This is a genomic window from Leisingera sp., from assembly GCF_982940295.1.
Window position 1 is genome coordinate 35260 of record NZ_CEYXRG010000019.1, and the last position, 25588, is coordinate 60847.

Sequence of the window (25588 nt, forward strand, 5' to 3'; positions counted from 1 at the left end):
GATGTCCTCCTTCAGGAAACTTTTGTCCTGTTCGCGTTGGGGTGATTGGCAGGCGGGCGGCCCAGAGTGACGTCTGGGGCCGGGCTGCCGGTCTTGGCCCGGCGTTTCAGCTGTTTGATCACAACCGGACATTTGGCTTCGGATTGGTACAGAACCTGGCAATGCAGGCAGTTCACACATTCGTTCGGGTTGATCTCACCGGTGGGGTGGATGGCCTGAACGGGGCACTCGTTGGCACAGGTCTGGCAGGGGTGGCCGCATTCGTGGTAGCGCTTCAGCCAGTCGAACATCCGTACCCGCGCCGGGATCGCCAGCGCCGCGCCCAGCGGGCACATGTAGCGGCAGTAGAAACGCTCGATGAACAGACCGGCCAGCAGCAGCGCCACGGCAAACACCACGAACGGCCAGTCGCGCACGAACTTGAGGATGATCGCGGTCTTGAACGGCTCCACTTCGGCGTAGGTTTCGGCTAGCGGGATCGACACCATCGAGACGCCGAACAAGCCGAGGAAGATCATGTATTTCGCAGGCCAAAGGCGTTCATGCAGGCCCCACGGCAGGGTGATCTGCGGCACCTTAAATGCGCGAGCGATCTTGTTGGTCAGCTCCTGCAGCGCGCCGAACGGGCAAAGCCAGCCGCAATAGGCACCGCGGCCCCAGAACAGCAGCGCGGCGGCAACGGCAAACCATTGGATGAACACCAGCGGGTCCAGCAGGAACGCATCCCAGGAAAAGCCGCTGCGCAAGCTGCCTGCCAGCGCCATCAGATTCACCACGCTCAGCTGCGCATTGGCGTACCAGCCCAGGAAGACCAAAGTGACAGTCAGGTATCCAATGCGAAACCAGTAGAAGGTCCGCGCATTCACAGTCGCCTGGAACTGGAAGAAGAACACCCCCGTCAGCACCAGCAGCATTACGGCCAGCACGCCGATCTCGACGGTGCGGTCTTTCCAGATCCGCTGCCACAGGGCGGCCTTGGCGGCGGCCTCGCTCGTGTCATCCTCCACCACTTTGGGCGCAGGCGCGGCGGGCAGCAGGTACTGCTCCGGCAGCTTGTAGCCCAGATCAAAGGTCAGGAACGCCCGCTCCAGCGCGCCCACGGAGCGCTGAACCAGCAGCTGCAGGCGGAAGGGTTCAGCCGGATCAAACTCCGCATCGGTCGGAATCTTGAACAGGTCCAGCTCAGTAAAGCTGGGGCTGTCTGCCGTCGCCAGCCCGCCCAGCCGCTTGTGCTGGCGGTCGAAGAACCGCACCGAGGCATCGCCCTGGATCATCTGGATCCGGTCGAAAATGCCGCCTCGCACATAGCCCGAACCCTTGAAGCTGTAGCTGCCGCGCCCCAGCACCAGGATGGCGTGCTCGCCCTCTTTCAGCCAGGACTTGAGGTTCCGGTACTCCGCCTCGCCCAGCAGCGACTTGCCGATGGACGGCACCGAAACCAGCGCCATATGCATGTCGATGAAGGTGTCGTCCGGCGCGCCGCGCTGACGCCGGCGGATCGCGCGCTGGTCGCCGGTGGCCTCAAAGGCCGCGTTGATCTGGCCCACGTCCAGCGTCATCCGCCGCACAGAGCCGTCGCCCGCCAGCGTGGTCCAGTCCGCAGTCTCCTCGCGGGCCATATCGACCTCGCGCTTCGGCCCGTCCGGCTGCACCGGCGACAGACCGCCTAAGCCCAGCGCGCGCGCCACCTTGATGCCAGCGCGCACCAGGCTGTCGTCGATCACCATGATGGTCACCGTCGCGCCCGAGATGATGTCGAGGTCATGGGCATCGCCGCCTGCCGCCGCCTCGGCCTTCAGATCCAGCCCGGCATAGCTTTCGGTCAGTTTGACCATCTTGGAGTTCGGGATACCGATCAGCACGATCGGCTCGGAGTGCTTGACCAGCTTCACGCCAGTCAGCTCTGCATCGGTGTCAATGGCTGCCACCACATGGATCGGCTTGCCGCTGTAGCCGGTGGTGCCGACGAAATCAGAGGTCAGGAAGGCGTATGCGACAGTTTCGCCCGCCTTCAGCACCGGCGCCACCGGTACATCGCTGCGCACAGGGCCAAACGCATCGGCGCCGGGGACCAGATCACTAGGTGTCAGTTCTGTCAGGAAAGAGTCGAGGCTGTCTGCCTCCGCGGTCACCGCGGCAAATACGGCGGTAATTGTCATCAAAAGGGCTGTCAGCCAGCCCCGGAAGGCGCGTATCAGGACCATGGCGCCTCTCCTTTATCTTGAGTGGCTGCCACGGACGCGCGCAAGGCGCGTACGGATTCTATCTTGGTCACCAGCGGAGGCCCGCGGCCTTCGTGCCAGTATTGCGCCGGGTTCGGCTGCACCGCGGTTCCCGCGGGCAGCAGCACGGCACAGTCCGCCGCACGGGTGATGCTGGATGGCTGCAGCCCTACCGGCCCGGCCCCATTCTCAGCCGCGCACAGGACGCAGGTGCTGCACTTGGGGCAGTCCTGCTTGTCTTCGCTGTCGCCGCCGGCAACCTGAATTTCCACCGCGCCGAACTCGCCGCAGATCTCGATCCATTCGCCGCCAGCCGCGGCTTGCCCCGCACCGGGAAGAGCTACCTGCAGCACCAGCATGAAAACCGCGCAAATCCCCGCCAGACGCCGGGCAAACCCGGCGCGGAAGGCGGAAGATATGAAAAGTGTGCGCGGCATCTGTTACAAGATTCTCTTGCTGCATTTGCCGCTGACACTAGAGGGAACTTCAGTGCCGTTATTTGATGTATGTCAGATAAACCTGAAATTCCGGAACATTCGTAAACTTGCCGTAAAACACCCTAAGTCTTTGCGGCCTCAGCCTTTCTCAAGCTTCCGGAATGCCAGGGCAATCACCCCGGCGATGGCCATATAGACAACGGCCAGCAGCAGGAGCGGCTCATAGACGATAAATGTGTCGGACCGTACGCGGGAGGACACCGCGTAAATTTCCACCACCGTGATGGTCGCCACCAGCGGCGTTGCCTTCAGCTGCAGGATGGTTTCCCCGCCCAAAGTCGGCAGCACATTGCGCACTGCTTGCGGCAGCCAGATGCGGCGGAACATGGTGAAGCGCGGCATGCCGAAGGACTTTGCCGCCTCCAGCTGCCCCTTGGCCACACCGGAGAACGCACCTCGCATCACCTCGCCCTCATAGCCCGCATAGGACAGGGTCAGCGCCAGCACCGCATAGGGCCAGGCCTGGCGCAGGTAGGGCCACAGCTCTGACGAGCGGATCCAGGGAAACTGCGGAAACAGAGATCCCAGCCCATAATAGAGCAGCCAGATTTGCAGCAGCAGCGGCGTGCCGCGGATGATGGTGCAGAAGGTGCGCGCCGGAATCGACAGATACCAGGGGCCGACGGCCTGCGCCAAACCCAGCGGCACCGCCAAGAAGAAGCCGAAGAAGGTCGAGACCGCGAGAATCCAGATTGTGGTCCACAGCCCCTCCAGCGCAAGGGGCGCGTATTTCGGGATCCAGTCCCAACGCAGCGCGAAGGCGCACCAGATCACGATAGCCGCAAACACCAGCATCATCACAATGCGATGCGGCTGCATCAGGTCCTTCAGGCCGATCATCGCGTGCCCCCCTTCAGCGAGGGCTGGCCGCGCCGCGCCCATTTCTCGACCCGGGCAAAGACCGCGCCGGAGCACAGGGTCACCATCAGGTACAGGAACCCGGCGGCCAGGAAAAAGGTGAAATAGGCACGCGTGCTGCTTGCCGCTTGGCGGGTTTCCAGAGTCAGCTCATTGAACCCGACCACCGCCAGCAGCGCCGTATCCTTGGTGGCGATCAGCCACAGGTTCGCCAGGCCGGGCACTGCAAAGCTCATCATCGCCGGGATCGTCACCCGCCGCATGATCATGAAGGCTGGCATGCCATAGGATTTCGCGGCCTCGATCTGTCCCCCCGGAACCGCCTTGATGGCGCCGCGCAGCACTTCGGTGGCATAAGCCCCCTGCACCACGCCCAGGACCCAGATGCCCGCCGCAACGCCGTTGATCTCGACCCGGCCGCCGCCCATCGCCTCGGAGATCTTGTTGATGATATCGCTGCCCACGTAATAGAGGATCAGGATCAGCACCAGTTCCGGCACCGCCCGGATCACCGTGGTATAAATGGCGAGAAGGTCACGTGTGACCTTCCCGCCGTAGAGTTTGCCATAGGCCCCGAACAGCCCGATCACCAGTCCCAGCCCAAAGGCGCCAAAGGCGATCTGCAGGGAGTTGGCAAGCCCGCGCAGCAGGTTGCCTCCCCAGCCCGACAGCGACAGCAGCTCTGCGCTGGCGCCGAGGCCCAGTAGTTCAAGCAGTCCGGTCACGTCAGCGCCTTAGTAGATGCTGGTGGTGAAGTATTTGGCGGTGATCTTTTCGTGGGTGCCGTCGGCCAGGATCGCCGCAATACCCTTGTTCAGCGCCTCGCGCAGGTCATCGTCGCCCTTGCGCACGCCTGCGCCAACGCCACGGCCCAGGATCGCCGGGTCATCTGCCACTGCGCCCTTGATCTCACAGCAGCCGCCAGTGTCGGAGCCTACGAAATCCGCCATCGCGATGCTGTCTGCCTGGGTCGCGTCGATGCGGCCGGCAAACAGGTCCTGGTTGGCTTCATCCTGGGTTTGATAGACTTTCAGCTCGGCGTCCTTGAAGTATTCCTGAGCGTAAGCCTGGTGAATGGTCGAAGCCTGAATGCCGACGATCTTGCCCGCCAGCGATTCCGGTGTGGGTTCGATGTCCATCGACTTGTCCGCCACGATCACCGCCGGCGTGTTGTAATACGGATCGGAGAAATCAATGGTCTTCTGGCGCTCTTCGGTGATCGACATGGAGGCCATGATGACATCGATCTGCTGGCCGGTCAGCGACGGGATGATACCGTCCCAGGCCACCGGAGTGATAACGCAGTCCAGTTCAGCCGCGGCACAGACCGCGCCGATCACCTCGACCTCCCAGCCGACCCAGTTGCCGGAGCTGTCAAGCGAGGCAAACGGCGGATAGGGCTCTGCGGCGATGCCGATCTTGACCTGCTCCGCGGCGGCGGCACCGGCGGAGAGGGCAGCAGCGGCGGTGGCTGCGGCAAGCAGTGCTTTCAGTTTCATCTTCTTCTCCCAGTTGGTTTTTTATTGTGGTGGTAGTGGATCAGGCGACCGAGCTCAGGAATTGCTTCAGACGCTCTGATTGCGGATTGCCAAAGACCTCGGCAGGCGGCCCCTGCTCTTCGATGCGGCCCTGATAAAGATAGACAACGTGGTTCGCGACCTCGCGCGCGAATTTCATCTCGTGGGTGACCAGAAGCATTGTGCGGCCCTCGGCGGCGAGATCGCGTATCACCGTAAGCACCTCGCCCACCAGTTCCGGGTCCAGCGCCGATGTCGGCTCGTCGAACAGCATCGCCGACGGGTCCACCGCCAGCGCCCGGGCAATCGCCGCCCGCTGCTGCTGGCCGCCGGACAGATAAGCAGGAAACGTGTCCTCCTTGCCGCCGAGTCCAACCCGCTCCAGAAGCTCGCGCGCGCGGTCGGTGGCTTCAGTTTTGGGCACTTTCAGCACATGCACCGGAACCTCGATCACGTTCTCCAAGAGGGTGCGGTGGGTCCACAGGTTGAACTGCTGAAACACCATCGCCAGCTTGGTGCGGATGCGCTCGATCTGCTTCTGGTTGGCCGGGCTGCCATCGCCGCGCATCGTCACTTCTTCGCCGCCGATCACGATCTTGCCGGAGCTTGGTGTCTCAAGGAAATTGATGCAGCGCAGCATGGTGGATTTGCCGGACCCGGAGCCGCCGATGATCGCCACCACATCCCCCTGCCGCGCCGTTAGATCCACACCCTTGAGCACTTCAAGATTGCCAAAGGACTTGTGCAGATTCTCCACCCGTATCGCCTCGCGGCGCGTATCGGTCTCCCTGGCGGAAGCGGCAGCAGTGGCTGTGTCCATTGTTGTGTCACCCTGAAATTTCCGATTGCAGTAAGCCGCGACTCGCGTAATTATGCAAGTGTATAATTTCTCCGCCAGGTAAAAAACAGGAGCTGAGGTGACCGACGAGCGCCGCAAATTCAAACGCGAATCCGCCGAGGCCCGGAAAGAGGCGCTGATTCTCGCCACGCTGGAGCTAGTGGCCGAGAACGGCGTGCGCGGGGCCACGGTGCGGGGCATTGCCGAGCGCGCCAAAGTCACCCAGGGTCTGATCCGGCACTATTTCAGCTCCAAGGAAGAGCTGATCACCGCCGCCTACGAACACCATATGACCGCCATGACCGATCAGACCTTTGCCCCCGCGGCAGGAGTGGATGGCACGGCGCTGGACCGGCTCACCGCCTTCGTGAACGCCTCCCTGACGCCGCCGGTGGTGGACCCGCGATCAATCGCGCTTTGGGCAAGCTTCCTGAACAAGGTGCAGCAGGATGAGCAAATGAAGGCAACTCACGAACGCACCTATGGCTACTTCCGCGACTTTCTGGAGGGGCTGATCGCCGACGCGCTGGAAGAAGGCAACCGCCCCGCCGCGCCTGCCCGGCTGCGGCAGCTGGCTATCGCCTGCAACGCGGTGATCGACGGGCTGTGGCTGGAGGGCGGCGCCCTTCCGGACGCCTTTGCGCCAGGTGAGCTGGCAGAAATCGGACGGCAGTCGGTTGCCGCAATCACAGGTTTGAATTTGGAGCAGGAGGCTGAAACGGCATGAGGCTGACAGCAATCACCGAACGGCTGGCCGGACTTGGCGGCGGCAAATGGGAAGTGCACGCAAAAGCACGGCAAATGGCCGCAGCCGGCGCGGACTTGGTGGAAATGACCATCGGCGAGCCGGACGTGCCCACCCCGCCGGAGCTGATCGAGGCCGCCGCGCAAGCGATGCATGCCGGCCGCACCGGCTATTCCGACGGCCGCGGCGAGGCGCGCCTGCGCGCCGCCCTGGCCGAGGCCTACACCACCAGCCGCGGGCGGCATTTCGGACCGGAGAACATCCTCTGCTTCCCCGGCACCCAGACCGCGCTTTATGCGGTGTTGCAGGGCGTGGCCGAACCCGGCACCGAAGTGCTGGTTGGCGACCCGATGTATGCCACCTACGAAGGCGTGATACGCGCCTCGGGCGCTGAAATGGTACCGGTGCAGCTGCGGCCCGAGGCCGGGTTCCGGATGCAGGCCAGCGACATCGCCGCCCGCATTACCCCGCGCAGCCGCGCCATCCTCCTGACCACGCCGCACAACCCCACCGGCGCCATCCTCACCCCGCAAGACCTTCGCGAGATCGGCGAACTGGCAGTGCAGCATGATCTCTGGATCATCTCCGACGAGGTCTACGAGCAGCTGGTATTCGAGGGCGCGGAATTCGTCTCTCCGCTCTCCGATCCGGCACTGGCGGACCGGGTGATCGCAGTCTCCTCGGTCTCCAAATCCCACGCCGCGCCAGGCTTCCGCAGCGGCTGGTGCGCCGGGCCAGAAGACTTCTGCACAGCCCTTCTGCCGGTCTCGGAAACGATGCTGTTTGGCAATCAGCCCTTCATCGCCGACATGACCGAAAAGGCGGTGCGCGAGGGCTCCTCGGTGGCCGCGGGCATGGCGTCCCGATTTGCCGCCCGTGCTGCCCTGTTGGAACAGCGCCTGCATGGCGAGACCCGCCTGCACGTCCACCGCCCCGAGGCAGGCATGTTTGCCCTGATTGAGGTATCCGCAACCGGAATGGACGGCGACGCATATGCTTGGGACCTGCTGAACAGCGGGGTTGCCGTGATGCCCGGCTCAGCCTTCGGCGAGGGCCTCACGGACTGGGTGCGCGTCGCCCTGACGATAGATGACACCAGCTTTGCCACCGCCCTCGACCGGATCGTGGCGCACGCAAACTCCAAGGCAAGAGGCGCAGCATGACCCGCAAGACAGTTGGCGAGGCTCTGGTCGCAGGGCTGAAGGCGCGCGGCGTCTCCTGCGTATTCGGCATTCCCGGCGTGCACACGGTGGAGCTCTACCGCGGCCTCGCAGACTCCGGCATCCGCCATGTTACACCCCGCCACGAACAGGGCGCGGGCTTCATGGCAGATGGCTACGCAAGGGTGTCCGGCGAGCCTGGCGTTGCCTTTGTCATCACCGGCCCCGGCCTCACCAACACGCTGACCCCGATGGCCCAGGCCCGCGCGGATTCGGTGCCGGTGCTTGTGGTGTCCGGAGTGAACGAAAGCGCCACGCTCGGCAAAGGCCACGGCCACCTGCACGAACTTCCGGACCAGCACGCGCTGGCCAAGACTGTTGCGCTCACTTCGGAACACGTCGCCCGGCCCAGCGAACTTGAAGCCGCGCTGGATAATGCCTTCGCACCCTTCTCTGCCGGCCGCCCCGGCCCCACCCACATCCAAATCCCGCTGGATGTGGCGGGCACCGCTTCACAGGACGGCCCGTCCGCGCCTGCTGCCGAACAGCCGCCGGTTGACTCAGACCAAATCTCCGAGGCTGCGAGCCGCCTTACCAAAGCAGACAAGGTGGTGATCCTGGCCGGCGGGGGCGCCAAGACTGCCGGCCAGGACCTCCGGACGCTCGCAGAACGCCTTGACGCCCCGGTGGTGCAAACCGTCAACGCCCGCGGTTTGATGCACGGCCACCCGCTGACCGTTCCTGCCAGCCCCAGCCTGCAAGCCATCCGGGCACTGATCGAGGAAGCCGATTGCGTTCTCGCACTTGGGACGGAGCTGGGGCCGACGGACTACGACATGTACGCCACTGGCAGCATGGCAGCCATGACCGGGCTGATCAGGGTGGACATCTGCCAGGACCAACTGGCCCGCCACGAGACACAGCTCGCCATTCACGCCCGCGCCGCTGAAGCCATCGCCGCCTTGCTCACGGCCCTGCCCGCAAACCCGAAAGATAGCCAAGGCGCGGCCCGCGCAGACCGCACCCGCGCTGCTGCTTTTGACGAGATCGGCGCGGACTACCGCGGCCAGGTCGAGGTGCTGAACGCCATGCGCGACGCTGTGCCGGATGCGCTGATGGTCGGGGATTCCACCCAGCCGATCTATGCCGGCAACCTCTACTACGACCACGACCGCCCCGGCGGCTGGTTCAATGCCGCCACCGGCTACGGCGCTCTCGGCTATGGCATCCCCGCCGCTATCGGTGCCGCCATTGCGGCCCCGGACACTCCGGTGATCTGCATCGCCGGCGACGGCGGCGCGCAATTCTCCCTGCCCGAGATCATGGCCGCGGCGGATGAGAAGCTGCCCATCACCTTCGTGATCTGGAACAACCGCGGTTACGGTGAAATCGCCACCTCAATGGAAGCTGTCAATGTCCCCGTCGTTGGCTGCGACCCTACCCCGCCGGAGTTCGGTCCCGCCGCCGCGTCCTTCGGCATTCCCTACACCCGCATTCCGATGGACCCGCAAGCGGTTGCCGCTGCCCTTAGCGAGGCCAGCCTCAGCGGCATCCCATCCATCGTCGAAATCGAAATCACCGGACCCGCTCAGGGACAGGAGTAACCCCATGCGAAACCCCACCTTTGAATTCACCCGCGCCATCACCCGACGTCCTGCGTCCAGCATCGCGCAGGGCTTGCGCGCCGAGGACATCGGTAACCCGAGTCTCGAGGGAATGCTGAAGGCGCACGCAGCCTATGTTTCCGCCTTGCGCAGCACTGGCGCGGCGGTGATTGAGCTGGAACCGTTGGAGGCCTTCCCTGACGCTCAGTTCGTAGAGGACACTGCCCTCTGCCTGCCCGAGGGTGCAATCCTGATGCGCCCCGGCGCGCCGTCCCGTTTAGGCGAAGTGGCGGAAATGGCCCCCACCCTGCGGGCCTGCTATGGCGATGTGCGAGAAATCACCGGACCCGGCCACATCGAAGGGGGCGACATTCTGGTGACTGGAAAGGAGATCCTTGTCGGCCGCTCTGACCGAACCGATGCCGCAGGTGTCGCGGAGCTGGCCGAGATCGCCGCCGAATGGGGCCACTCCCTGCGCGAAGTCTTCACTCCCGAGGGCGTTCTCCACTTCAAGACCGACTGCTCTCTGATGGATGCGGAGACTATCCTGTCCACGACACGCCTGGACGCCTCCGGCTGTTTTGAGGGTTACAAGGTAATGCATGTGCCCGAAGGCGAGGAAGCCGCGGCCAACGCCATCCGCTTCAACAATTTGGTGCTGATGGCCGCAGGCTTCCCGCGCACGGCAGAAATGCTGGATAAGGCAGGTTTTGAGATCGCGGAGATCGACAACTCCGAGTGCGCCAAATTGGACGGAGGCATGTCCTGCCTGTCCCTGCGCTTCTGAACCCAAAGGGTGAATATGCGAGACTGCCTTCCGCCAGGCAGGCAGTCGAATGCAAGGGTGCCAAGCCAAGGCCTGCCGCCGACCGCGGCCGGCCGCCCCCAAGTGGAGCCCTTGTGATTCAGGCCAAGCGCAAACCCTTGCGGGGCCAGGACTCACCTATTCAGCCATCTCAAATTTCGGGGTAATGGCGGAGACGATGGGATTCGAACCCACGAGACGGTTTCCCGCCTACTCCCTTAGCAGGGGAGCGCCTTCGACCACTCGGCCACGTCTCCGCTGACCCGTATATGTGCCGCAACCCAGAGAAACAAGGCGTTTTTTCAATTTTTTTCCGCGCCAGCAAAACAGGGAGTTTCCCCGGTTTTCAGGGAACCTTTGCGGAACTGCACGTGATTCACGTGCAAAATCCGTGCAGCCGTGTTCGCGCAATGTTCACGGCAATCGATCTAAATTTGATTCCCTCCCCTGCTCCGGTCGCAATGAGAGTCGCCAAATCACCAAACCGCATTCCAAAGGCCGCACATGGAGACGAAAGACTATCCCCTGGCGATAGTGGAAACCGCAGGCCATCGCTGCAAGCGCTTCGGCAGATAGGTACTTGCGCCTGGACCATGTAATGCACGCCTATTGCGCTTCGCTGACGCCATTGCAGCCGACAGCATCAAAGTATGCTGTACCGCCTCACCGGGCCTCCGCTTCCGGGAAGGCGACCCGGGAATGCCGCGTCTGCAGCAGTGTGCGCTTGGTACGGATGACAGAAGAACTGCCTTCCGTCGTCTTGGGAAACATCCGCAATCCCCTCTGTGCATGAAGGGCGGTGATTTGGTCGCCACGGTACAGCGGGAAGCTACCCCCGCGTTACATATCAGGGGTTACGTTCATGTTTATCGAGCTGGAGCGTTACGGACCGCCTCAATAATTTCAATGGCTTAGACAAAGCGTAACGCCGTAACGCCTGTAACGGCGGGGGAGAGTGTATACCTCTTACTCTCTCCGGCAGGATATCTCTTTCTCTCTTTATATATATAACTATTTATTTGTTACATACATAGACATACATACAAACTTCCAGTATTTTCAATAACTTAACCCCGTAACAGGCGTGTAACGCTCAGCGTAACACCGTTACATCGTTGATTTTAAATGACTTTTTTCAGAGCCACTGCCCCCGCCTGCGGTAGGAACATCGCATTTTCAAGCTCCTCGGTGTATGGCGGCCAATGAAATAAAGACAATCACCAAATGTTTTCAAAGATGTAACGGAACCTGCATGCTAATCGAGCCCTGATGCCTGTGTTGAACAGAAGGGAAAGCGCCATCTGGGGGCAATGGCCGGCTTGAAAGGCAGCCTGCCCTGGTCTTGCCGCAACAGCAGCAGGTCTCGGCGCGGGATCCTCGAAGGTTAACGGGGGCTGCGGTTCATGTCTCCCGTGACTTGTGGAGAACTGACAAATGCCTCTTTGGATTTTCGACCTCATCGCCCACATTACTCCCAAGTCTAAATTCAGGATGAAAGGTGAACCACCAGATGAACGAAAACCTTGTCCGCATCATGCGCGCGGAAAATCTTCTCCACCTGGTCTGCGAGGAAGCACTCTCTGAATACGTATGGGAGTGCGGTAGCCGTGAATCTGCCATCGCCAGGCTGTCCACCCAGTTCCTGTTTGTCGATAAAATCGTACAAGCAGACAGCGATGGTGATATGGAGGTGAACTGGGGTGTCTCGATTTCTTCAGACATTGCCGAAAATGACCAGCATTATTTGACCCGTTACAATGCCGCCGAGAGCCCTGAAGCTTTTGAGATACTCTTGGACGCAGTGCAGGATCCCGACAACCTGAGCTCGTTGGTGCAATTTGTTGCAGACGATTGGGACGATGAAGAGCACTTTCGGGTTTTCTGCGAAACCCAGACCGAAGCGGAACTCTGAAAAGCGGAATGGGAAGTAGACAGTGCCACGTTGTGAACGGTGGCTGAACCAGCGCAATACTTGGAGCCGCATCAACGCGCAACAGGTCATGGGGGAGAAAGCAGCGGTGCGAAAGCCTGCCAGGGCAGCGAATCCATGGCCTTGCTGCGGGCGGCGTACAAACTGGCGAGTTTTGGCCCGATCTGGTTCGAAGGAGAGCGGAAACATGGTCGTCGCAGCCGCGAGGTGTTTGCGCAGCTCCAGCATGCACCGAGAGTGTCCACAGAGCGAAATCAAACCCGAAACACCTGTACCACGAGCGGATAGATCCATACGAGGAGATTACACCCCGTTCCACCCACACATCGTTAAGGCCACGTAGTCTCAGCACGAAACGACGGCAAACCCAAAAGGCATAGAAAATCACGGATCGCGCAAACCGAAATCCTAAAAGCGGGCACCCGATGCTTTGTTCGTAACAATGAAAGGACTCTTGCCTCGACGCCCAGCTTCCAAAATCTGACCGAGCTTCCCGGTACGTTCCTTGCGCGGCCTCTTCTCACTCTAACTCACGCCAGGTTCCCCAGCAGCTCCAACTCACGAAACACATCCCATTGGAAGAGCGCGAAGTGAACTGCCGCTCGGTTTGTGACAGCGGTCGGCACTCTGGGAGACAGGATCCTTAGCGGGACAGCTTGGCAACCAGACAAAGCGCAGCTATATGCAGACAGTGGGCAGAAGATTCTTGATATGTCTGGCACGGCGCGTGACCATCATTCTCGTCGCACTGGCTTTCTCCTTTGCGGCGAATTTTACGTCAGCGATGGCCATGCACATGCCGCACCAGGAAAGCCTCGCGGAAGAAGCCAGTCCCTCATCACATTCCGGGTCCGGTCATTCCCTGCACCTGGCGGCTCCATCGCAAAGTCTTGACCTTGCATGCTGTGCAAACGATCAGGTTTCTTCCCGTTGCATCGGCAGCTCATGCTTCAGCTCCGACTTGCCGTCCGCGGCCATCCCGTCTGCAGCCCAGACAGCCTCCTCGCTCCACCTGAAAGCTGGTGCGGGTAATTTCGGTGTTCACCTGGAAACACCGCCGCCGGTCCGGCCTCCAAAGCACGTTTGACAAATTTCGCTTCCGGCGGAGCTCATGAGACGCGCCGGTAATTTGTCAACTATGTAGGCTGCTTCGGGAAGATCAGCCTGGAGGATATCATGCGCGGACGTTACACAGCGCTCAGCATCCTTGCCCTTGCCGCAGGAACGGTGGGCGGGGTTCTTCTGGAACGGACATATCTCAACCTCACTGAAAGCCCGACCTCGGGCGACCCGGAGATCCTGTACTGGGTTGCTCCGATGGATCCGAACTACCGGCGCGACGAGCCCGGGAAATCGCCGATGGGCATGGACCTGATCCCTGTCTATGCCGGCCATGAGCCCGCAGGTGATCCCGCTGAAGTGTCGCTCTCACCGGCCGAGGTCAACGCAATCGGTGTACGCACCGCTGTTTCACGGATGTCGGACATATCGTCGAGGATAGAGACCGTCGGCTTCGTGCGGTACGACGAGCATCGCACGAGCCATGTCCATACCCGTGCAGACGGGTGGATTGAGAAACTAAAAACCCGAGCCATCGGCGATCGCGTGCTCAAAGGCGATGTCCTGTTCGAGATGTTCTCGCCAGTGATCAGCGCGGCGACCGGAGATTTGGTCCGCGCGGTCAAGGCCGGAGACGCCAGGATCCTCGACGCCGCCCGGAACAAGCTTCTTAGCCACGGCATGTCGGAGGCTCAGATTGCGGAGATCGAAGCTAGCGGCGAGCTTGCACGGACTATCAGGATCGAAGCTCCGCAAGACGGCGTCGTGATCTCGCTTTCGGCTGCCGATGGCATGTACCTTCAGCCGGGAACGCTTGCAGTTTCACTTAGCGACTTGAAAACTGTCTGGCTGATCGTTGACGTATTCGAGCGGGACATCGCGCGGCTCAGCGAAGACATGCGCGCGGTCGCCCGCTTCGAGCATCTGGCCGGGCGCACGTTCGAAGGCGAAATCGATTATATCTATCCCGAACTCGACCCCAAAACCCGCACGCTGCCGGTTCGGCTAAAGTTCGACAACTCTGCGGGGCTTTTGCGGCCCAACATGTTTGGAACCGTCAGTCTTGTTCCGTCCCGGACACGAACAGCGCTGACCGTGCCGTCCGAGGCGGTCATCCGGACCGGTTCGGCCGAGCGCGTGATTCTGAAGACCGGTGAAGGAACCTTCAAACCGCGGCTGGTTACATCCGGCCTGCGCGACAGTTTCGGTGAGGGCGGCCGGACTGAAATCGTACAAGGGCTCGCGCCGGGTGAGGAAGTCGTCGCGTCGGCGCAGTTCCTGATTGACAGCGAAAGCGCGCTCAGCGCCGGTCTAATGCGCATGGCGCCAACAGACGAAGAGCCCGCGCACGGCGCTGGCAGGCTTGTCACGCTGGACCACGAAACCCGGCTGGCGACGATCAAGCACGGCCCCCTCGACAGCCTCGACTGGCCGGCAATGACCTCCGTTTTCCCAGTGCGGGCAGATGTGCCGCTTGATCATCTGGCCGAAGATTCCGGGATCGCTTTCACGGTTGCCCGGGGCGCGGATAACCTTCTTGCACTGATAGAGATCGGTGCCGATGACGGGATTGCCGCCACGGGGACTGGCACGATCCACGAGGTGAACCCGGACGGCACACTGACCGTGTCGCACGATCCGATTCCGGCGCTTGGCTGGCCCGAAATGGAAATGGAGTTCGAGGTGGCCGGGCTGGATCCCGAGGCGGTCGTTCTGGACAGACCAGTCGAGTTCGATCTGGCCAAGAACGACGCGGGCATGTTCAGCATTATCGCGGTCCGGGAAAAAGCTGCCACTGCGGCGCCGGCGTCCGGGAAAACCGAGATGGCGGCAGCGGCACCAATCGTCGTCAGCGGCACCATCGACGCCGTCGACCCCGCTGAACGCACGGCGACGATAAGCCATGCCCCGATGACCGAACTCGGGATGCCCGGCATGACGATGGACTTTCCCATCTCCGAGGAGCTGGAACCGGCGGCATTGGCCACTGGGACCGAGATGACCCTAACCTTTGCCCGACCCGACGGGATGACGCTGGTGCTGGCGAATGCCGAACCTGTCATCGCCCCGATGAAAGTCGCAGGCACCATCAACTCGGCGGATCCGGAGCGGGGCATGGTGAACATCACCCATGACGCCATGACCGAGATCGGGATGCCGGGAATGACCATGGATTTCGCGGTGGATGAGACCCTGGATCAGGCAACCCTGCCGATCGGCGAGAGAGTAGGCCTTCTGTTCCGCCGTAACCCCGATTTCTCGCTGACGCTGGTCGGCATCACAGCTGTGCCGGAGGTGAGCTAATGATACCCGCTATCATCCGTCTTTCCCTGGTCAACCGGTTCATGATCCTTGCGCTTGCTGTGATGATCGGAATTGCCGGGGTATGGGCGATCCGCGAAACCCCGGTGGATGCCATCCCCGACCTTTCGGACGTCCAAGTGATCATCCGCACCCCATACCCTGGGCAAGCGCCGCAGGTTGTCGAGGACCAGATCACCTACCCGCTTGCCACCGCGATGCTTGCCGTCCCTGGCGCTAGCGATGTGCGCGGCTTCTCGTTCTTCGGCGACAGCTATGTCTACATTGTCTTCGAGGACGGCACCGACCTTTACTGGGCGCGGACCCGCGTCCTGGAATACCTCGGGCAAATCGCATCCCGCCTGCCTGAAGAAGTGTCTCCGCAGCTGGGCCCCGACGCGACCGGCGTTGGCTGGATCTACCAGTACGCACTGATCGACCGGAGCGGAAACCACGATCTGGCACAGCTCCGGACCTTGCAAGATTGGTTTTTGAAGTACGAACTGCAGACCGTCGATGGCGTGTCAGAAGTCGCCACCATCGGCGGTATGGTCCGTCAGTACCAAGTCGTGGTCGACCCGGACAAGCTGCGTGCCTACGACATCACACTTCCGCAACTGCGGGGCGCCATTCAGGCAGCGAACCGGGAAACCGGCGGCAGTGTCATTGAAATGGGCGAAGCCGAGTTCATGGTGCGCTCGACCGGTTATGTCGATGAACTGGCGGATCTCGCTCGCGCACCTCTAATGGTGAACGAGCGAGGCGCGGCAGTCACACTTGGAGATGTCGCCGATATCCGCTTTGGCCCAGAGCTTCGCCGCGGCGTTGGCGAATTCGGCGGAGAAGGCGACGCCGTGGGGGGCGTCGTGATCCTGCGCTGGGGCGGCAACGCGCTTGCCACGATCAAAAACGTCGAGGAGCGGATTGAGCAGATCCGCCCGAACCTGCCTGAAGGCGTCGAGTTGGTGACTACCTACAGCCGCGCTGGCGTCATCGAGCGCGCTATTGACAACCTGCAGGACAAGCTGACCGAGGAGTTCATCGTCGTCGTGCTCGTTTGTGCGGCGTTCCTGCTGCACTTGCGCTCGGCGCTGGTGATCCTGCTGTCTCTGCCTCTCGGGATCTTCGCGGCCTTCATTGTCATGAAACTGCAGGGCGTTAATGCCAACATCATGTCTCTGGGCGGCATAGCCATTGCCATCGGCGCCATGGTGGACGCAGCGATCGTGATGATCGAGGCAATGCACCGCAGGCTGGAACGGGAAAAGCTGACCGATCAGAACCGATGGCGAATCGTCGGCGAATGCGCGTCCGAAGTGGGGCCTGCACTGTTCTATTCTCTGGCGATCATCACTGTAAGCTTCCTCCCGGTCTTCGTGCTGGAAAGCCAGGAAGGCAGGCTTTTCAAACCGCTGGCCTTTACCAAGACCTACGCTATGGCCGCGGCGGCGATCCTGTCGATTACTCTGGTTCCGGTCCTGATGGGGTACTTCGTGCGCGGGCGGATTATGCCGGAACACAAAAACCCGCTTAACCGCATGGTGATCTGGGCCTATCGCCCGTTTCTCGACGCCGCGGTTGCCTGGCCCTGGGCAACAACGCTGCTGTCGGTGGCGCTGGTCGCCTCGATGTGGTGGCCGCTTCAGCGGATAGGCACCGAATTCATGCCGGAACTCAACGAGGGCGACTTCCTCTATATGCCGTCTCTGTATCCGGGCGTGTCCATCGGCAAGGCGCGCGAGATCCTGCAGCAGACAGACCGGCTGATCGCAACGGTGCCCGAGGTGAAGACGGTCCACGGCAAGCTGGGCCGCGCCGAGTCGGCGACCGATCCCGCGCCCCTGACAATGATCGAGACAACAATCCAGTTGAAGCCGGAGTCCGAATGGCGGCCGGGAATGACGATGGAACGGATCCGCGAGGAACTCGACCGCACGGTTCAGGTGCCGGGGGTGACAAACGTTTGGATTCAGCCGATCAAGAACCGGATCGACATGCTGGCGACCGGTATCAAGACCCCTGTGGGGGTGAAGATATCGGGTGCGGATCTCTCTGTCATCGAAGGGATCGGGGTTGAAATCGAACGTGCCGTGACCGGGATCGAGGGCACGGCATCGGCCTATGCCGAACGGCCCGTGGGCGGGCGTTTCATCGAAATCGATGTCAACCGCGAAGCCGCCGCGCGTTACCTGATGAGCGTGCGTGACGTTCAGGATGTCGTGCAGACAGCGATCGGGGGCATGCAGGTCTCGGAAACGGTCGAGGGCCTCGAACGCTTCCCGATCAACCTGCGCTATCCGCAGGAATGGCGAAACAGCCCTGAACGCCTTCAGGGTCTGCCGGTTGTGACTCCCTCGGGGGCGCACATCCCCCTTGGTGCCCTTGCCGAGGTCCGCATCGTTGACGGCCCGGGCATGATCCGGTCCGAAAACGCCCGGCGCACCGGCTTCGTCTTCATCGACATCGCTGGCCGAGACCTTGGCAGCTACGTGACTGAGGCACGCGCCCGCGTCGCGGATGAGGTAGCGCTCCCGCCAGGTTACTCTATCACCTGGTCGGGCCAGTACGAATACATTCAGCGGATGCAAGAGCGGTTGACACTGGTGGCACCTGCCACACTTCTGCTCATCACGCTGATGCTGTTCCTGGCATTCAACCGCGTGATCGAGGTGGGCATCATCCTTGCCGCGCTGCCAGTGGCTCTGGCAGGCGGGGTCTGGTTCCTGTGGTACCTCAGCTTCGACATTTCAGTCGCCGTGCTGGTGGGTTTCATTGCGCTGGCCGGTGTCGCCGTCGAAACTGCGATCGTGATGCTCCTGTATCTCAACCTGGCTTGGGAAAAGAGGAAGAAACTTGCGATCTCGGAAAACCGAAGCCTGACGCCATTCGACATCGAGGAGTCCGTGTTCGAAGGGGCACTGCTGCGCGTCCGTCCCAAGGTGATGACGGTTGCGACGATTTTCGCCGGCCTGATCCCGATCATGTACGGCCACGGCACCGGATCGGAAATCATGCAGCGCATTGCGGCGCCGATGGTCGGAGGCATGGTCACGGCGACGCTGCTGACGCTCTTCGTCATCCCCGCAATCTTCGTCATCTGGAAGCGGTTGGCCTTGCGGCGCGTCAATCGTGAGATCAGCGCCCCTCCAGCAGCAGACGAAGCGGCCGTTCCGGCCGAATGAAACGCACCAAATTCTGACCCATGAGAGGAAAACCAATGAAGAACCTCACCTTCTCCAGCATTGTCCTGGCCTTCTGCGCCAGCGGTGCTTTCGCGCAAACAACCCACGGCATGGATCACTCCGGCATGCACATGAGCGAGAGCCAGATCGAGGGTGCAGTACACGCCACCGCCGTCCTCAACGCGATCAGCGAGGGTTCCGCAAATGTCAGCCACGACCCGATTCCCGAAATCGGCTGGCCCGGCATGACGATGGACCTGCCACTGCAGGCCGGCGCGCAGATCATGGGAGACGTCGCACCCGGCGACAAAGTCACCCTTATGCTGTTCAAGGGCGCTGACGGAATGTACGCAATCGGTGCCATCATGCCGAATTGACCGGCGCGGCATTGAAGCCGCGCCAGAAGCCCCGAAATTCCGGTTTCGGGGCATGAACGCCGCGCCGCTGATCCGCTGCCACAGGCAAACTCGGGGCGGGTCACTCATCAAGCGCGGCGTTCACATTTGCGGCGGCGCTGCCAGCCGTTGCAGTATTGCCCGCCACCGCCCGGGCCCGCCCCGCCCGCCATAGCGCCACGGGTCTCATCCGCTGCAGATCCAAACCGATTGCAGATTCATGATCACCGCTGCGGCACCCGTCAAAGCAAGCGTGAATATTGCGAAGAAAACCAGCGCAAGCAGGATCGGCCCGAGCTTGCCCGGCAGCTTGCATACCAAGCCGCGCAGCCATTCCCATCGCCTGGAGCACCTTTCAAGACTGCTGTCGATCACTGTTGCGTATAGGGGCAAGGCGCTGACCAGCGTCGCGTAAAGGTAAACACCGGAAATGTTCTCAAAGAAGGCGGACCGGACAAGTGTGGGCCCAACCACCTGCAACGCCTGCCAGTGATCCCCTCCGAACGAGCCGAACCAGTCAGCCGAAATGAAATATATTACTCCATGCAACAGGACGAAAATGACGACCCTTGCAGGCAGGTCGATCAGGAGGATACGGGCCTGCATGGCTGCTTCACGCTGCTTGGCGGTACTTACGGCAAAAAGAAAGAAGCTCACGTAGTTGACGGCAAATACAACAGGTACACCATTTGTCACGACCTGCCGCAGAAACCGGCTGAACGCGGGCCCACTTTCCAAAAGCAATGCCCCGAAGCCCGGCGTGAGGGCGATATAGAGCAGCAGTAGCGGAAACAGGCCTGCACAACTGACAACCAATGTGTTGCGGACAAATTTCCAGGCAGGCATATTGATGCTGAAGTATGTATTCATTGCACAGCGCATTGCCACCCATTCCGGCACGAAGCCGATGGGCGGCGCTCATAGTCCTCAAAACGTTTTGTTCTACCAGTTAGGTTATCCGTCAACATATTCAGGAAAGGGCGGGCAGAGAACGGCATTGACGAAAGCACTCATCCGCTGCGGCAGCGAAGCTGCTTCCGTCCCTGACAGCCAGTTATCATACCATCGTCATCAACTTGTACTCTTGTCAGGAAGTGCCTCCTGAGTTCTCAGCACTCTCAATCGCCTCGAGGATCGCGCAGTCCGCAAGACTTCCCTTTCCAGGGCAAGCACCAAGGAGGCGGTCAAGCGAATCCCGGATGCGGATTAAACCTTCGATTTTGGCCTGAACTTCGCCGCGCTTGGCTTTTGCCTGCGCCTGCACGTCCTTACAGCTCGCGCCGGGCGCTTCCAGAAGCGCGAGCAGGCCGGCGGTCTCTGCCAGCGAAAAGCCGAGCCGCTTGGCCCCCGCAATGAACCTGAGCCGCTGCAGCGTTCCGCCGCCATAGTCCCGCGGACCGCCAGCGGTTGGCCGCGGCGGCTGGCGGATCAACCCCTTGCGCTCATAGAAACGGATAGTTTCCACTCCGATCCCCGCCGAACGAGCGGCTTTTCCAATCGTCAGAGTTGCCATGGCAGCCTCCTCTCAGGATCAACCATTGACTCCGTACCATGATACAGAGGGTAGCATATCCGGCAAGCGGGATTTGCATGGGACCTTTCATCAAACGCTGGCTTCTTCCTGTCTTGGGTGCAGCACTGGCGCTCTGGCTGATCTTCCGGCTGTACGGGAGCCTTGACTTCGCACGCTTCCTTGACGGGCTGCGCCAGGCCAACCCGGTTTGGCTATCTGTGCTGGCGGCCACGATCCTGCTTGAACAGGTATTAAGCGGCTGGAAGTGGCGGCAAATCCTCTTTGATGTGAAACCGGTCGGTTCGTTGCCACTGACAGGTGCGCTGCTCGCTGGGTACGGCGTGAACGTGCTTGTACCGCTGGGCGTCAGCCCGCTGGTGCGGGCCTGGCTGGTCGCGCGCCTGCACGGGTTAAAAATGGCCACGGTGCTTTCGACAGCAGTCATCGCCAGGTTTCTCGACGGAGTCGTGTTCGCGCTTTTTGCCGGAGCGGTGGCTGCCGCAGGGCGCATTCCGCAGATTGAGGGGGATCTGCGCCTCGGTCTTAGCGTTGCGGGTGCCTTGAATCTGCTGCTCTTCGGCGGGCTGCTCTGGGTGCTCTTTCGTTTCCGTGACCTCTTCAACCGCGAGGAACCGCTGATCTGCCGTCTCTTCGACTGGATCACCGAACGCATGGGCGCGAGCGGTCCGGGGCTGCGGGCATCGCTAGGCGCGGGCATCGTCTGGCCAAGGGCGCGCGCGCGGCGCATCGCGGCTATCATCGCGGCCGTCGCGGGCAAGCTGGTGGCGGCGACGCATTTCCTTTGGGCGGGACTTGCGGTGGGAGTGCTCCTGAGGCCCTGGGACTACCTCTTTCTGATGGTATTCTCAGGCTTTGCCATGGTCCTCGGGCGGTTCGTGCGGATCCCGGCGGGCTTTGTGTTCGGTGCGGGCTTTGCGCTCAAGGCGCTTGGGGTTGCTGACGAGCCTGCGCTTCTGATGATCCTTTTCAGCTATATCCTCACGATTATTCTTGTGGTCGGCATCGGGCTTGTTGTGCTTTGGCAATCGGGTCTCGACATCCGCCATGCCCGTGTAAAGGCGGAGACAGGCAATGCCGGGCCATGAAGCGCAAGAAGCCGTACGCCGGCGGGGGTTCTGGCGGATTGCCGGTGCGGGCGCGGCTTTTCAGGGCGGATCCGCGGCAGTGGACAGCGCAACAGTTGTAGCCAGCCTGACCCACATGCTGACAGGCAGCGCGCTGGCCGTCGGCTATGCCAGCGCCGTGCTGCGGCTGGGATGGCTTCTGCCGCAGCTGCCGGTGGGATACCTCGCCGAACGCGCCAAGCGCAGGATGCCGTTCTATGTTTTTGGTGCTTTTGGCCGGGCTGCAGCAGCCGGAGCCATCGCGCTTCTGCTCTGGCGTGGAGCGGATTGGCCGCAAGTTGACTGGCCGCCGGAGCCGCTCGCCGCTGGCTTTCTTGCGCTCTGGACGGCCTATGCTTTTGTCAGCGGCGTCGTTGCGGTTCCGTACAACGATATCGTAGGGCGTGCGATCCCCTCCAACCGCCGCAGCCGGATGCTGGCGTGGCGGTTTTTCGGTGGCGGGCTGCTCGCCATCGCCGCCGCGGGGGCGCTGCGTCTGGCCCTCGAAGTGATGCCCCCGTTGCAGGCCTATGCGTTCATGTTTGCGCTGGGTTCGGCGCTGATGTTCCTATCCTCAGCACTGTTTGTCTCGGCCGGAGAGCCGCCTTCATCGCCCGGCAGGCGTCCCGCCGTCCGGAGCGCGGGAGCGGCTGACTTTCTGCGCGAGGGGCTGGTCACCTTCCGGCAGAACCGCGCGTTCCGCCTGTTTCTGATCTTTCACTGGCTTGGCTCCGCCACGCTGATGGCGCTGCCCTTCTACATCGTAGCTGCACGTGAAAGCGGGATCGGGCTGGCCGGGGTTGGCACGCTCCTGGCCGCGCAGACCGCAGGAGCACTGGTCTCGAACCCGCTTTGGGGCCGCATCGGCGACGGCATGGGCAAACTGCCATTATTGTGGTGCGTGACGTTCCTCCGCCTCATGGCGCCCGCCCTCATGCTTGCCCTGCTCGCCGCCGGAGCGGGAATTTTGGGCTTTGCGGCGCTTTATCTTGTCATCGGCGCAATGATGAATGGCGTGACCATCAGCTACCTGAGCTTTCTCATGGAAATCTCGCCCGATGACCGGCGTCCCGCCTATTCAGCGTGGTTCAACACCTTCGCTGCACCTGCCGCCCTCTCACCCCTGCTGGGCGCCATCCTCGCCAGCCTGATCGCCACGCCCGCGGTTTTTGCGGCGGCCATCACCGCCGCTCTTGCGCAGTTTGCGGTGCTTAAACAACTTGACCGGCTGGCCGGGGAGGCCGCACCTTGATCCCACATCCACATTGCCTCTGACCTGGCCATCCGGCGAATTAATTTATGCCGTTGGCACGCTGCAGCTCCCGCACGTACTGGGTGATGCCTTTGACGTCGCCATCGGTCAGCCCCTGCTGAGCAGGCATGCTTCCGAAATCCCAGTGATGCGCGCGCACGCCGTTGCGGACTGCGAGCAAGAAGGCGGCGTCGCCATGGTGCGAAGGTTCATAGATCTTGTGGACCAGCGGCGGCCCCATGCCGTTGCGGCCCGCGGCATTGTCACCGTGGCAGTCGGCGCAGACCGCGTCAAAGGCGCGCTTGCCGATCTTTGCGGCCTCACTCAGGTCCGGCGGCAGCTGAACCTCGGCGAGCGGGGCGCCGGGCTCCGGAACGGCGCGCTGCGCAGTTGCATCGTTGCCGCCGGCGCTGCTGTAGACGAAATAGGCCGCCGCCGCTGCCACGGCTGCGGCCGCGAGGATGGCGAGAATCTTATTCATGAGGGTCTCTTTCTTTCATAGGTGAATGAATTGCCGTGAGCCGGGTTCGGGCCATACTGATGCTGGCTGGCCTCCGCCGGTCCGGGCTCCCCGCGGGAGCCGGATGCGAAGGCGCGGATCTCTTGGTAGCGGATCCGCACATCCTCGCTTTGCTGATAGAAACGGAAAAGATCCTTTAGCGGCGAAGAAAACTCCTTGTGTGCCGACAGCATCGCCACAAGCGCGCCCAGCGAAACCCGCTCCTGCAGCACGAAATAGCCGCCCAAGGAGTAGAACAGGAACGGGGTCAGGGCGGTCAGGAAGTTGTTGATCGCCTTGGCCAGGAACTTCAGCCGGTGGATTTGCAGCCGCAGGTCCTGCAGCTGCCGGAAACTGCGCGCAACCGGCAGCGCGCCCTGCCCCGAAGCCCGCATGTCCCGGTCCAGATTCTCACCCAGCAGGCGCATCTCGCGGATCCGTTTGCGGGACACCGCATTCACCCGCCGCTGCAGCTGCGGCACGATGATCAGCTGCAGCGGAAGCACCGTCAGGGCGGCCGCCGCAAGGATCGGGTCCTGCACAAACATGAACAGAAGGATCGTCGCCAGCGTCCCGCCCTGCAGCAGCGGGACGGTCAGCAGTTCAGAGGCAAAGCCGCCGACAGGTTCAACCTCGGGTCCAAGAACCGGCATGATGGCAGGCTGGCGCTGCGCGGGCTGATCCTGCCTCCACTGGCGGTAGACAGCAAGCCGCAGCCGGCGCACGAAGCTTTCAGCCACCCGGCCCTTGCGGATGTTCAGCCAGTATTTGTTGAGCCCGTTGAGCGAAATCGCGACCAGATAGCCGCCGCAGAGCAGAAACAGCAGCGAGACCTGCGAGACCTCGAAGCTCAGGACCGGAATCGCGGCGTCTCCGCTTTCGAAGACCCGGTTCACGATCTGCTTTGGCAATTCCAGGGTCAGGTAAAGGATCGGCATCGCGCTGAGGCTGAGCAGAACTAGGACCGTCTGCTGCTTACCGGTCGTGCGCAGGATATGGCGTGGCAGTCCCGGCTCCAGACCGCCTGCCGGTAACTGGGGTGGCGTAAACGGTGCCGCCCGCCGCAGAAAACGCTGGCGCAGCAGCCAGGCGGCCTGACCTGCCAGGGTCAGCACAAGCAGCGCGGGCGCCAGCACCAGAACCAGATGCATCACCGGGTGCAGCCATCCGGGCGCGGTATCATCATACCAGAACCCGAAAGCGCCCGCGGCGTCGTGTGTGAGAGAATGCAGATCCAGCATCGCGGGAATGATTGCCTGTTGTCTGATGTTCACCAGCGGCGCCGAAAAGTAAGTGTTTTTCTGCTCCTGGGCGCTGGCTGGGACCGCTGGGGTTTGAAAAAGGCGGAGGCCGGCGGGCGGCCTCCGCCACCGGTTATTTCAGGGCGGTCAGGGTCAGTTTGCCTTTGACCCGTTCGGCGACGAATTCGATGGCGTCGCCGGCTTTCAGCTGCTCCAGCATCGTGTCATCGGCGACCCGGAACACCATGGTCATCGCCGGCATGTCCAGATCCACAAGCTCCTCATGGATGATGGTGACCTTGCCGGACTTGGGATCGACCTTCTTGACCGTTCCCGCGGTGAAGGTGCCGCCGCTGCCTTCGAGCACGGCAACCGGGCCGTGCATGCCGGATTCGTAGTGGCCGGGGATCAGGCAGGCGAACTCGAAGGTGCCGGCGTTGGAGAAGGTCCAGACCACTTCGCCGCTGGCGCCCGGGTCCAGACGCACCGAGTTCGGGTCGTCATGCTCCATCTCCATCTTGGCCATCAGCTCCTTGTGGTGGACATTGCGCTCTGCCGTGTCCAGCACGAACTCATGCTCCAGCTCGCCGGCGTTGGTGATCACGAATTTCACCGTCTCGCCCTTGGCAAAGGAAAAGCTCGACGGCTCAAACAGCATCTCGCCGTCATCGGTTTCCTTCATGGTCACGGCGACTTCCCGGTCCGCATGGGCGGCATCGCCGGGCTTGCCCACTTCCATGCCGCCATGGCCGCCGCCGTGGGTGCCGCCAGCAAGGGCCGGCGCAGCGGATAGAGCTCCAATCAGGGCTGCGGAAAGGATCTTGTTCATGTCTGTCTCCTCGTGAG

General features: G+C 62.0%; 21 protein-coding genes and 1 tRNA gene. 10 read left to right on the top strand and 12 right to left on the bottom strand.

Going from position 1 to position 25588, the window contains the following annotated elements; translation table 11 throughout:
* Positions 1–11: 11 nt before the first annotated feature.
* The 6 genes from AC4HIX_RS16230 to AC4HIX_RS16255 all read right to left on the bottom strand — a co-directional run bounded on the left by AC4HIX_RS16230 (position 12) and on the right by AC4HIX_RS16255 (position 5914).
* A complete protein-coding gene (locus tag AC4HIX_RS16230; protein ID WP_490399750.1) occupies positions 12–2204 on the bottom strand; it encodes a 4Fe-4S binding protein in 2193 nt (730 codons plus the stop codon).
* The gene (locus AC4HIX_RS16235) at positions 2195–2659 is read right to left on the bottom strand and encodes a hypothetical protein (RefSeq protein ID WP_490399751.1); all 465 of its coding nucleotides are present in this window, start codon (positions 2657–2659) and stop codon (positions 2195–2197) included. The genes AC4HIX_RS16230 and AC4HIX_RS16235 overlap by 10 nt, the downstream gene beginning before the upstream one ends.
* Positions 2660–2797: 138 nt before the next feature.
* Positions 2798–3559, bottom strand: coding sequence for an ABC transporter permease (locus tag AC4HIX_RS16240; RefSeq protein ID WP_490399752.1), 762 nt, complete (start codon positions 3557–3559; stop codon positions 2798–2800).
* On the bottom strand, positions 3556–4302 hold the full coding sequence (locus tag AC4HIX_RS16245) for an ABC transporter permease (protein WP_490399753.1): 747 nt from the start codon (positions 4300–4302) through the stop codon (positions 3556–3558). The genes AC4HIX_RS16240 and AC4HIX_RS16245 overlap by 4 nt, the downstream gene beginning before the upstream one ends.
* 9 nt (positions 4303–4311) lie before the next feature.
* On the bottom strand, positions 4312–5076 hold the full coding sequence (locus AC4HIX_RS16250; protein WP_490399754.1) for a transporter substrate-binding domain-containing protein: 765 nt from the start codon (positions 5074–5076) through the stop codon (positions 4312–4314).
* A 40-nt stretch (positions 5077–5116) separates the two neighbouring features.
* The gene (locus AC4HIX_RS16255; RefSeq protein WP_490399755.1) at positions 5117–5914 is read right to left on the bottom strand and encodes an ABC transporter ATP-binding protein; all 798 of its coding nucleotides are present in this window, start codon (positions 5912–5914) and stop codon (positions 5117–5119) included.
* A gap of 97 nt (positions 5915–6011) precedes the next feature.
* Here AC4HIX_RS16255 and AC4HIX_RS16260 point away from each other — a divergent pair, with 97 nt between their 5' ends.
* The 4 genes from AC4HIX_RS16260 to AC4HIX_RS16275 are packed head-to-tail and all read left to right on the top strand — an operon-like array spanning position 6012 to position 10228.
* Entirely contained in the window at positions 6012–6659 is a 648-nt protein-coding gene (locus tag AC4HIX_RS16260) for a TetR/AcrR family transcriptional regulator (RefSeq protein ID WP_490399756.1), read from the top strand.
* The gene (locus AC4HIX_RS16265; RefSeq protein WP_490399757.1) at positions 6656–7840 is read left to right on the top strand and encodes a pyridoxal phosphate-dependent aminotransferase; all 1185 of its coding nucleotides are present in this window, start codon (positions 6656–6658) and stop codon (positions 7838–7840) included. Before AC4HIX_RS16260 ends, AC4HIX_RS16265 begins: the two co-directional genes overlap by 4 nt.
* Positions 7837–9441 carry a 5-guanidino-2-oxopentanoate decarboxylase gene (locus tag AC4HIX_RS16270; RefSeq protein WP_490399758.1) on the top strand — a complete coding sequence of 535 codons (1605 nt, stop codon included), beginning with the start codon at positions 7837–7839 and terminating at the stop codon, positions 9439–9441. Before AC4HIX_RS16265 ends, AC4HIX_RS16270 begins: the two co-directional genes overlap by 4 nt.
* 4 nt (positions 9442–9445) lie before the next feature.
* Positions 9446–10228 (top strand): dimethylarginine dimethylaminohydrolase family protein, encoded by a 783-nt coding sequence (locus tag AC4HIX_RS16275; protein WP_490399759.1) that lies wholly within the window; start codon positions 9446–9448, stop codon positions 10226–10228.
* A 185-nt stretch (positions 10229–10413) separates the two neighbouring features.
* On the opposite strand, the gene AC4HIX_RS16280 is transcribed toward AC4HIX_RS16275, so the two are convergent.
* Positions 10414–10503 (bottom strand) — tRNA-Ser (locus tag AC4HIX_RS16280).
* A gap of 1241 nt (positions 10504–11744) precedes the next feature.
* On the opposite strand from AC4HIX_RS16280, the gene AC4HIX_RS16285 reads away from it, so the two are divergent.
* The 4 genes from AC4HIX_RS16285 (at position 11745) to AC4HIX_RS16300 (ending at position 19095) form a co-directional block, all read left to right on the top strand.
* Complete coding sequence (locus AC4HIX_RS16285; RefSeq protein ID WP_259970816.1) at positions 11745–12158, top strand: hypothetical protein; 414 nt, start codon at positions 11745–11747, stop codon at positions 12156–12158.
* A gap of 1194 nt (positions 12159–13352) precedes the next feature.
* Positions 13353–15539, top strand: a complete 2187-nt coding sequence (locus AC4HIX_RS16290) for an efflux RND transporter periplasmic adaptor subunit (RefSeq protein WP_036797408.1) — start codon at positions 13353–13355, stop codon at positions 15537–15539.
* Positions 15539–18718: an efflux RND transporter permease subunit gene (locus tag AC4HIX_RS16295; protein ID WP_027236580.1), complete on the top strand. Its 3180-nt coding sequence runs from the start codon at positions 15539–15541 to the stop codon at positions 18716–18718. Before AC4HIX_RS16290 ends, AC4HIX_RS16295 begins: the two co-directional genes overlap by 1 nt.
* Before the next feature lie 35 nt (positions 18719–18753).
* Positions 18754–19095 carry a copper-binding protein gene (locus tag AC4HIX_RS16300; protein WP_027236579.1) on the top strand — a complete coding sequence of 114 codons (342 nt, stop codon included), beginning with the start codon at positions 18754–18756 and terminating at the stop codon, positions 19093–19095.
* Positions 19096–19299: 204 nt separating this feature from the next.
* On the opposite strand, the gene AC4HIX_RS16305 is transcribed toward AC4HIX_RS16300, so the two are convergent.
* Together AC4HIX_RS16305 and AC4HIX_RS16310 are read right to left on the bottom strand one after the other, a co-directional pair.
* A complete protein-coding gene (locus AC4HIX_RS16305) occupies positions 19300–19983 on the bottom strand; it encodes a hypothetical protein (RefSeq protein WP_027236578.1) in 684 nt (227 codons plus the stop codon).
* Positions 19984–20200: 217 nt separating this feature from the next.
* Positions 20201–20626 carry a MerR family DNA-binding protein gene (locus tag AC4HIX_RS16310; protein ID WP_027236577.1) on the bottom strand — a complete coding sequence of 142 codons (426 nt, stop codon included), beginning with the start codon at positions 20624–20626 and terminating at the stop codon, positions 20201–20203.
* Between the two features lie 77 nt (positions 20627–20703).
* On the opposite strand from AC4HIX_RS16310, the gene AC4HIX_RS16315 reads away from it, so the two are divergent.
* Entirely contained in the window at positions 20704–21732 is a 1029-nt protein-coding gene (locus tag AC4HIX_RS16315; protein ID WP_027236576.1) for a lysylphosphatidylglycerol synthase transmembrane domain-containing protein, read from the top strand.
* A 79-nt stretch (positions 21733–21811) separates the two neighbouring features.
* Complete coding sequence (locus AC4HIX_RS16320) at positions 21812–23002, top strand: MFS transporter (protein ID WP_206539695.1); 1191 nt, start codon at positions 21812–21814, stop codon at positions 23000–23002.
* 40 nt (positions 23003–23042) lie between these two features.
* On the opposite strand, the gene AC4HIX_RS16325 is transcribed toward AC4HIX_RS16320, so the two are convergent.
* The 3 genes from AC4HIX_RS16325 to AC4HIX_RS16335 all read right to left on the bottom strand — a co-directional run bounded on the left by AC4HIX_RS16325 (position 23043) and on the right by AC4HIX_RS16335 (position 25571).
* Positions 23043–23483: a c-type cytochrome gene (locus tag AC4HIX_RS16325; RefSeq protein ID WP_027236574.1), complete on the bottom strand. Its 441-nt coding sequence runs from the start codon at positions 23481–23483 to the stop codon at positions 23043–23045.
* Positions 23480–24775, bottom strand: a complete 1296-nt coding sequence (locus AC4HIX_RS16330) for an ABC transporter ATP-binding protein (RefSeq protein WP_193747987.1) — start codon at positions 24773–24775, stop codon at positions 23480–23482. The genes AC4HIX_RS16325 and AC4HIX_RS16330 overlap by 4 nt, the downstream gene beginning before the upstream one ends.
* Positions 24776–24875: 100 nt before the next feature.
* On the bottom strand, positions 24876–25571 hold the full coding sequence (locus AC4HIX_RS16335) for a copper-binding protein (protein ID WP_027236573.1): 696 nt from the start codon (positions 25569–25571) through the stop codon (positions 24876–24878).
* Positions 25572–25588: the final 17 nt, after the last annotated feature.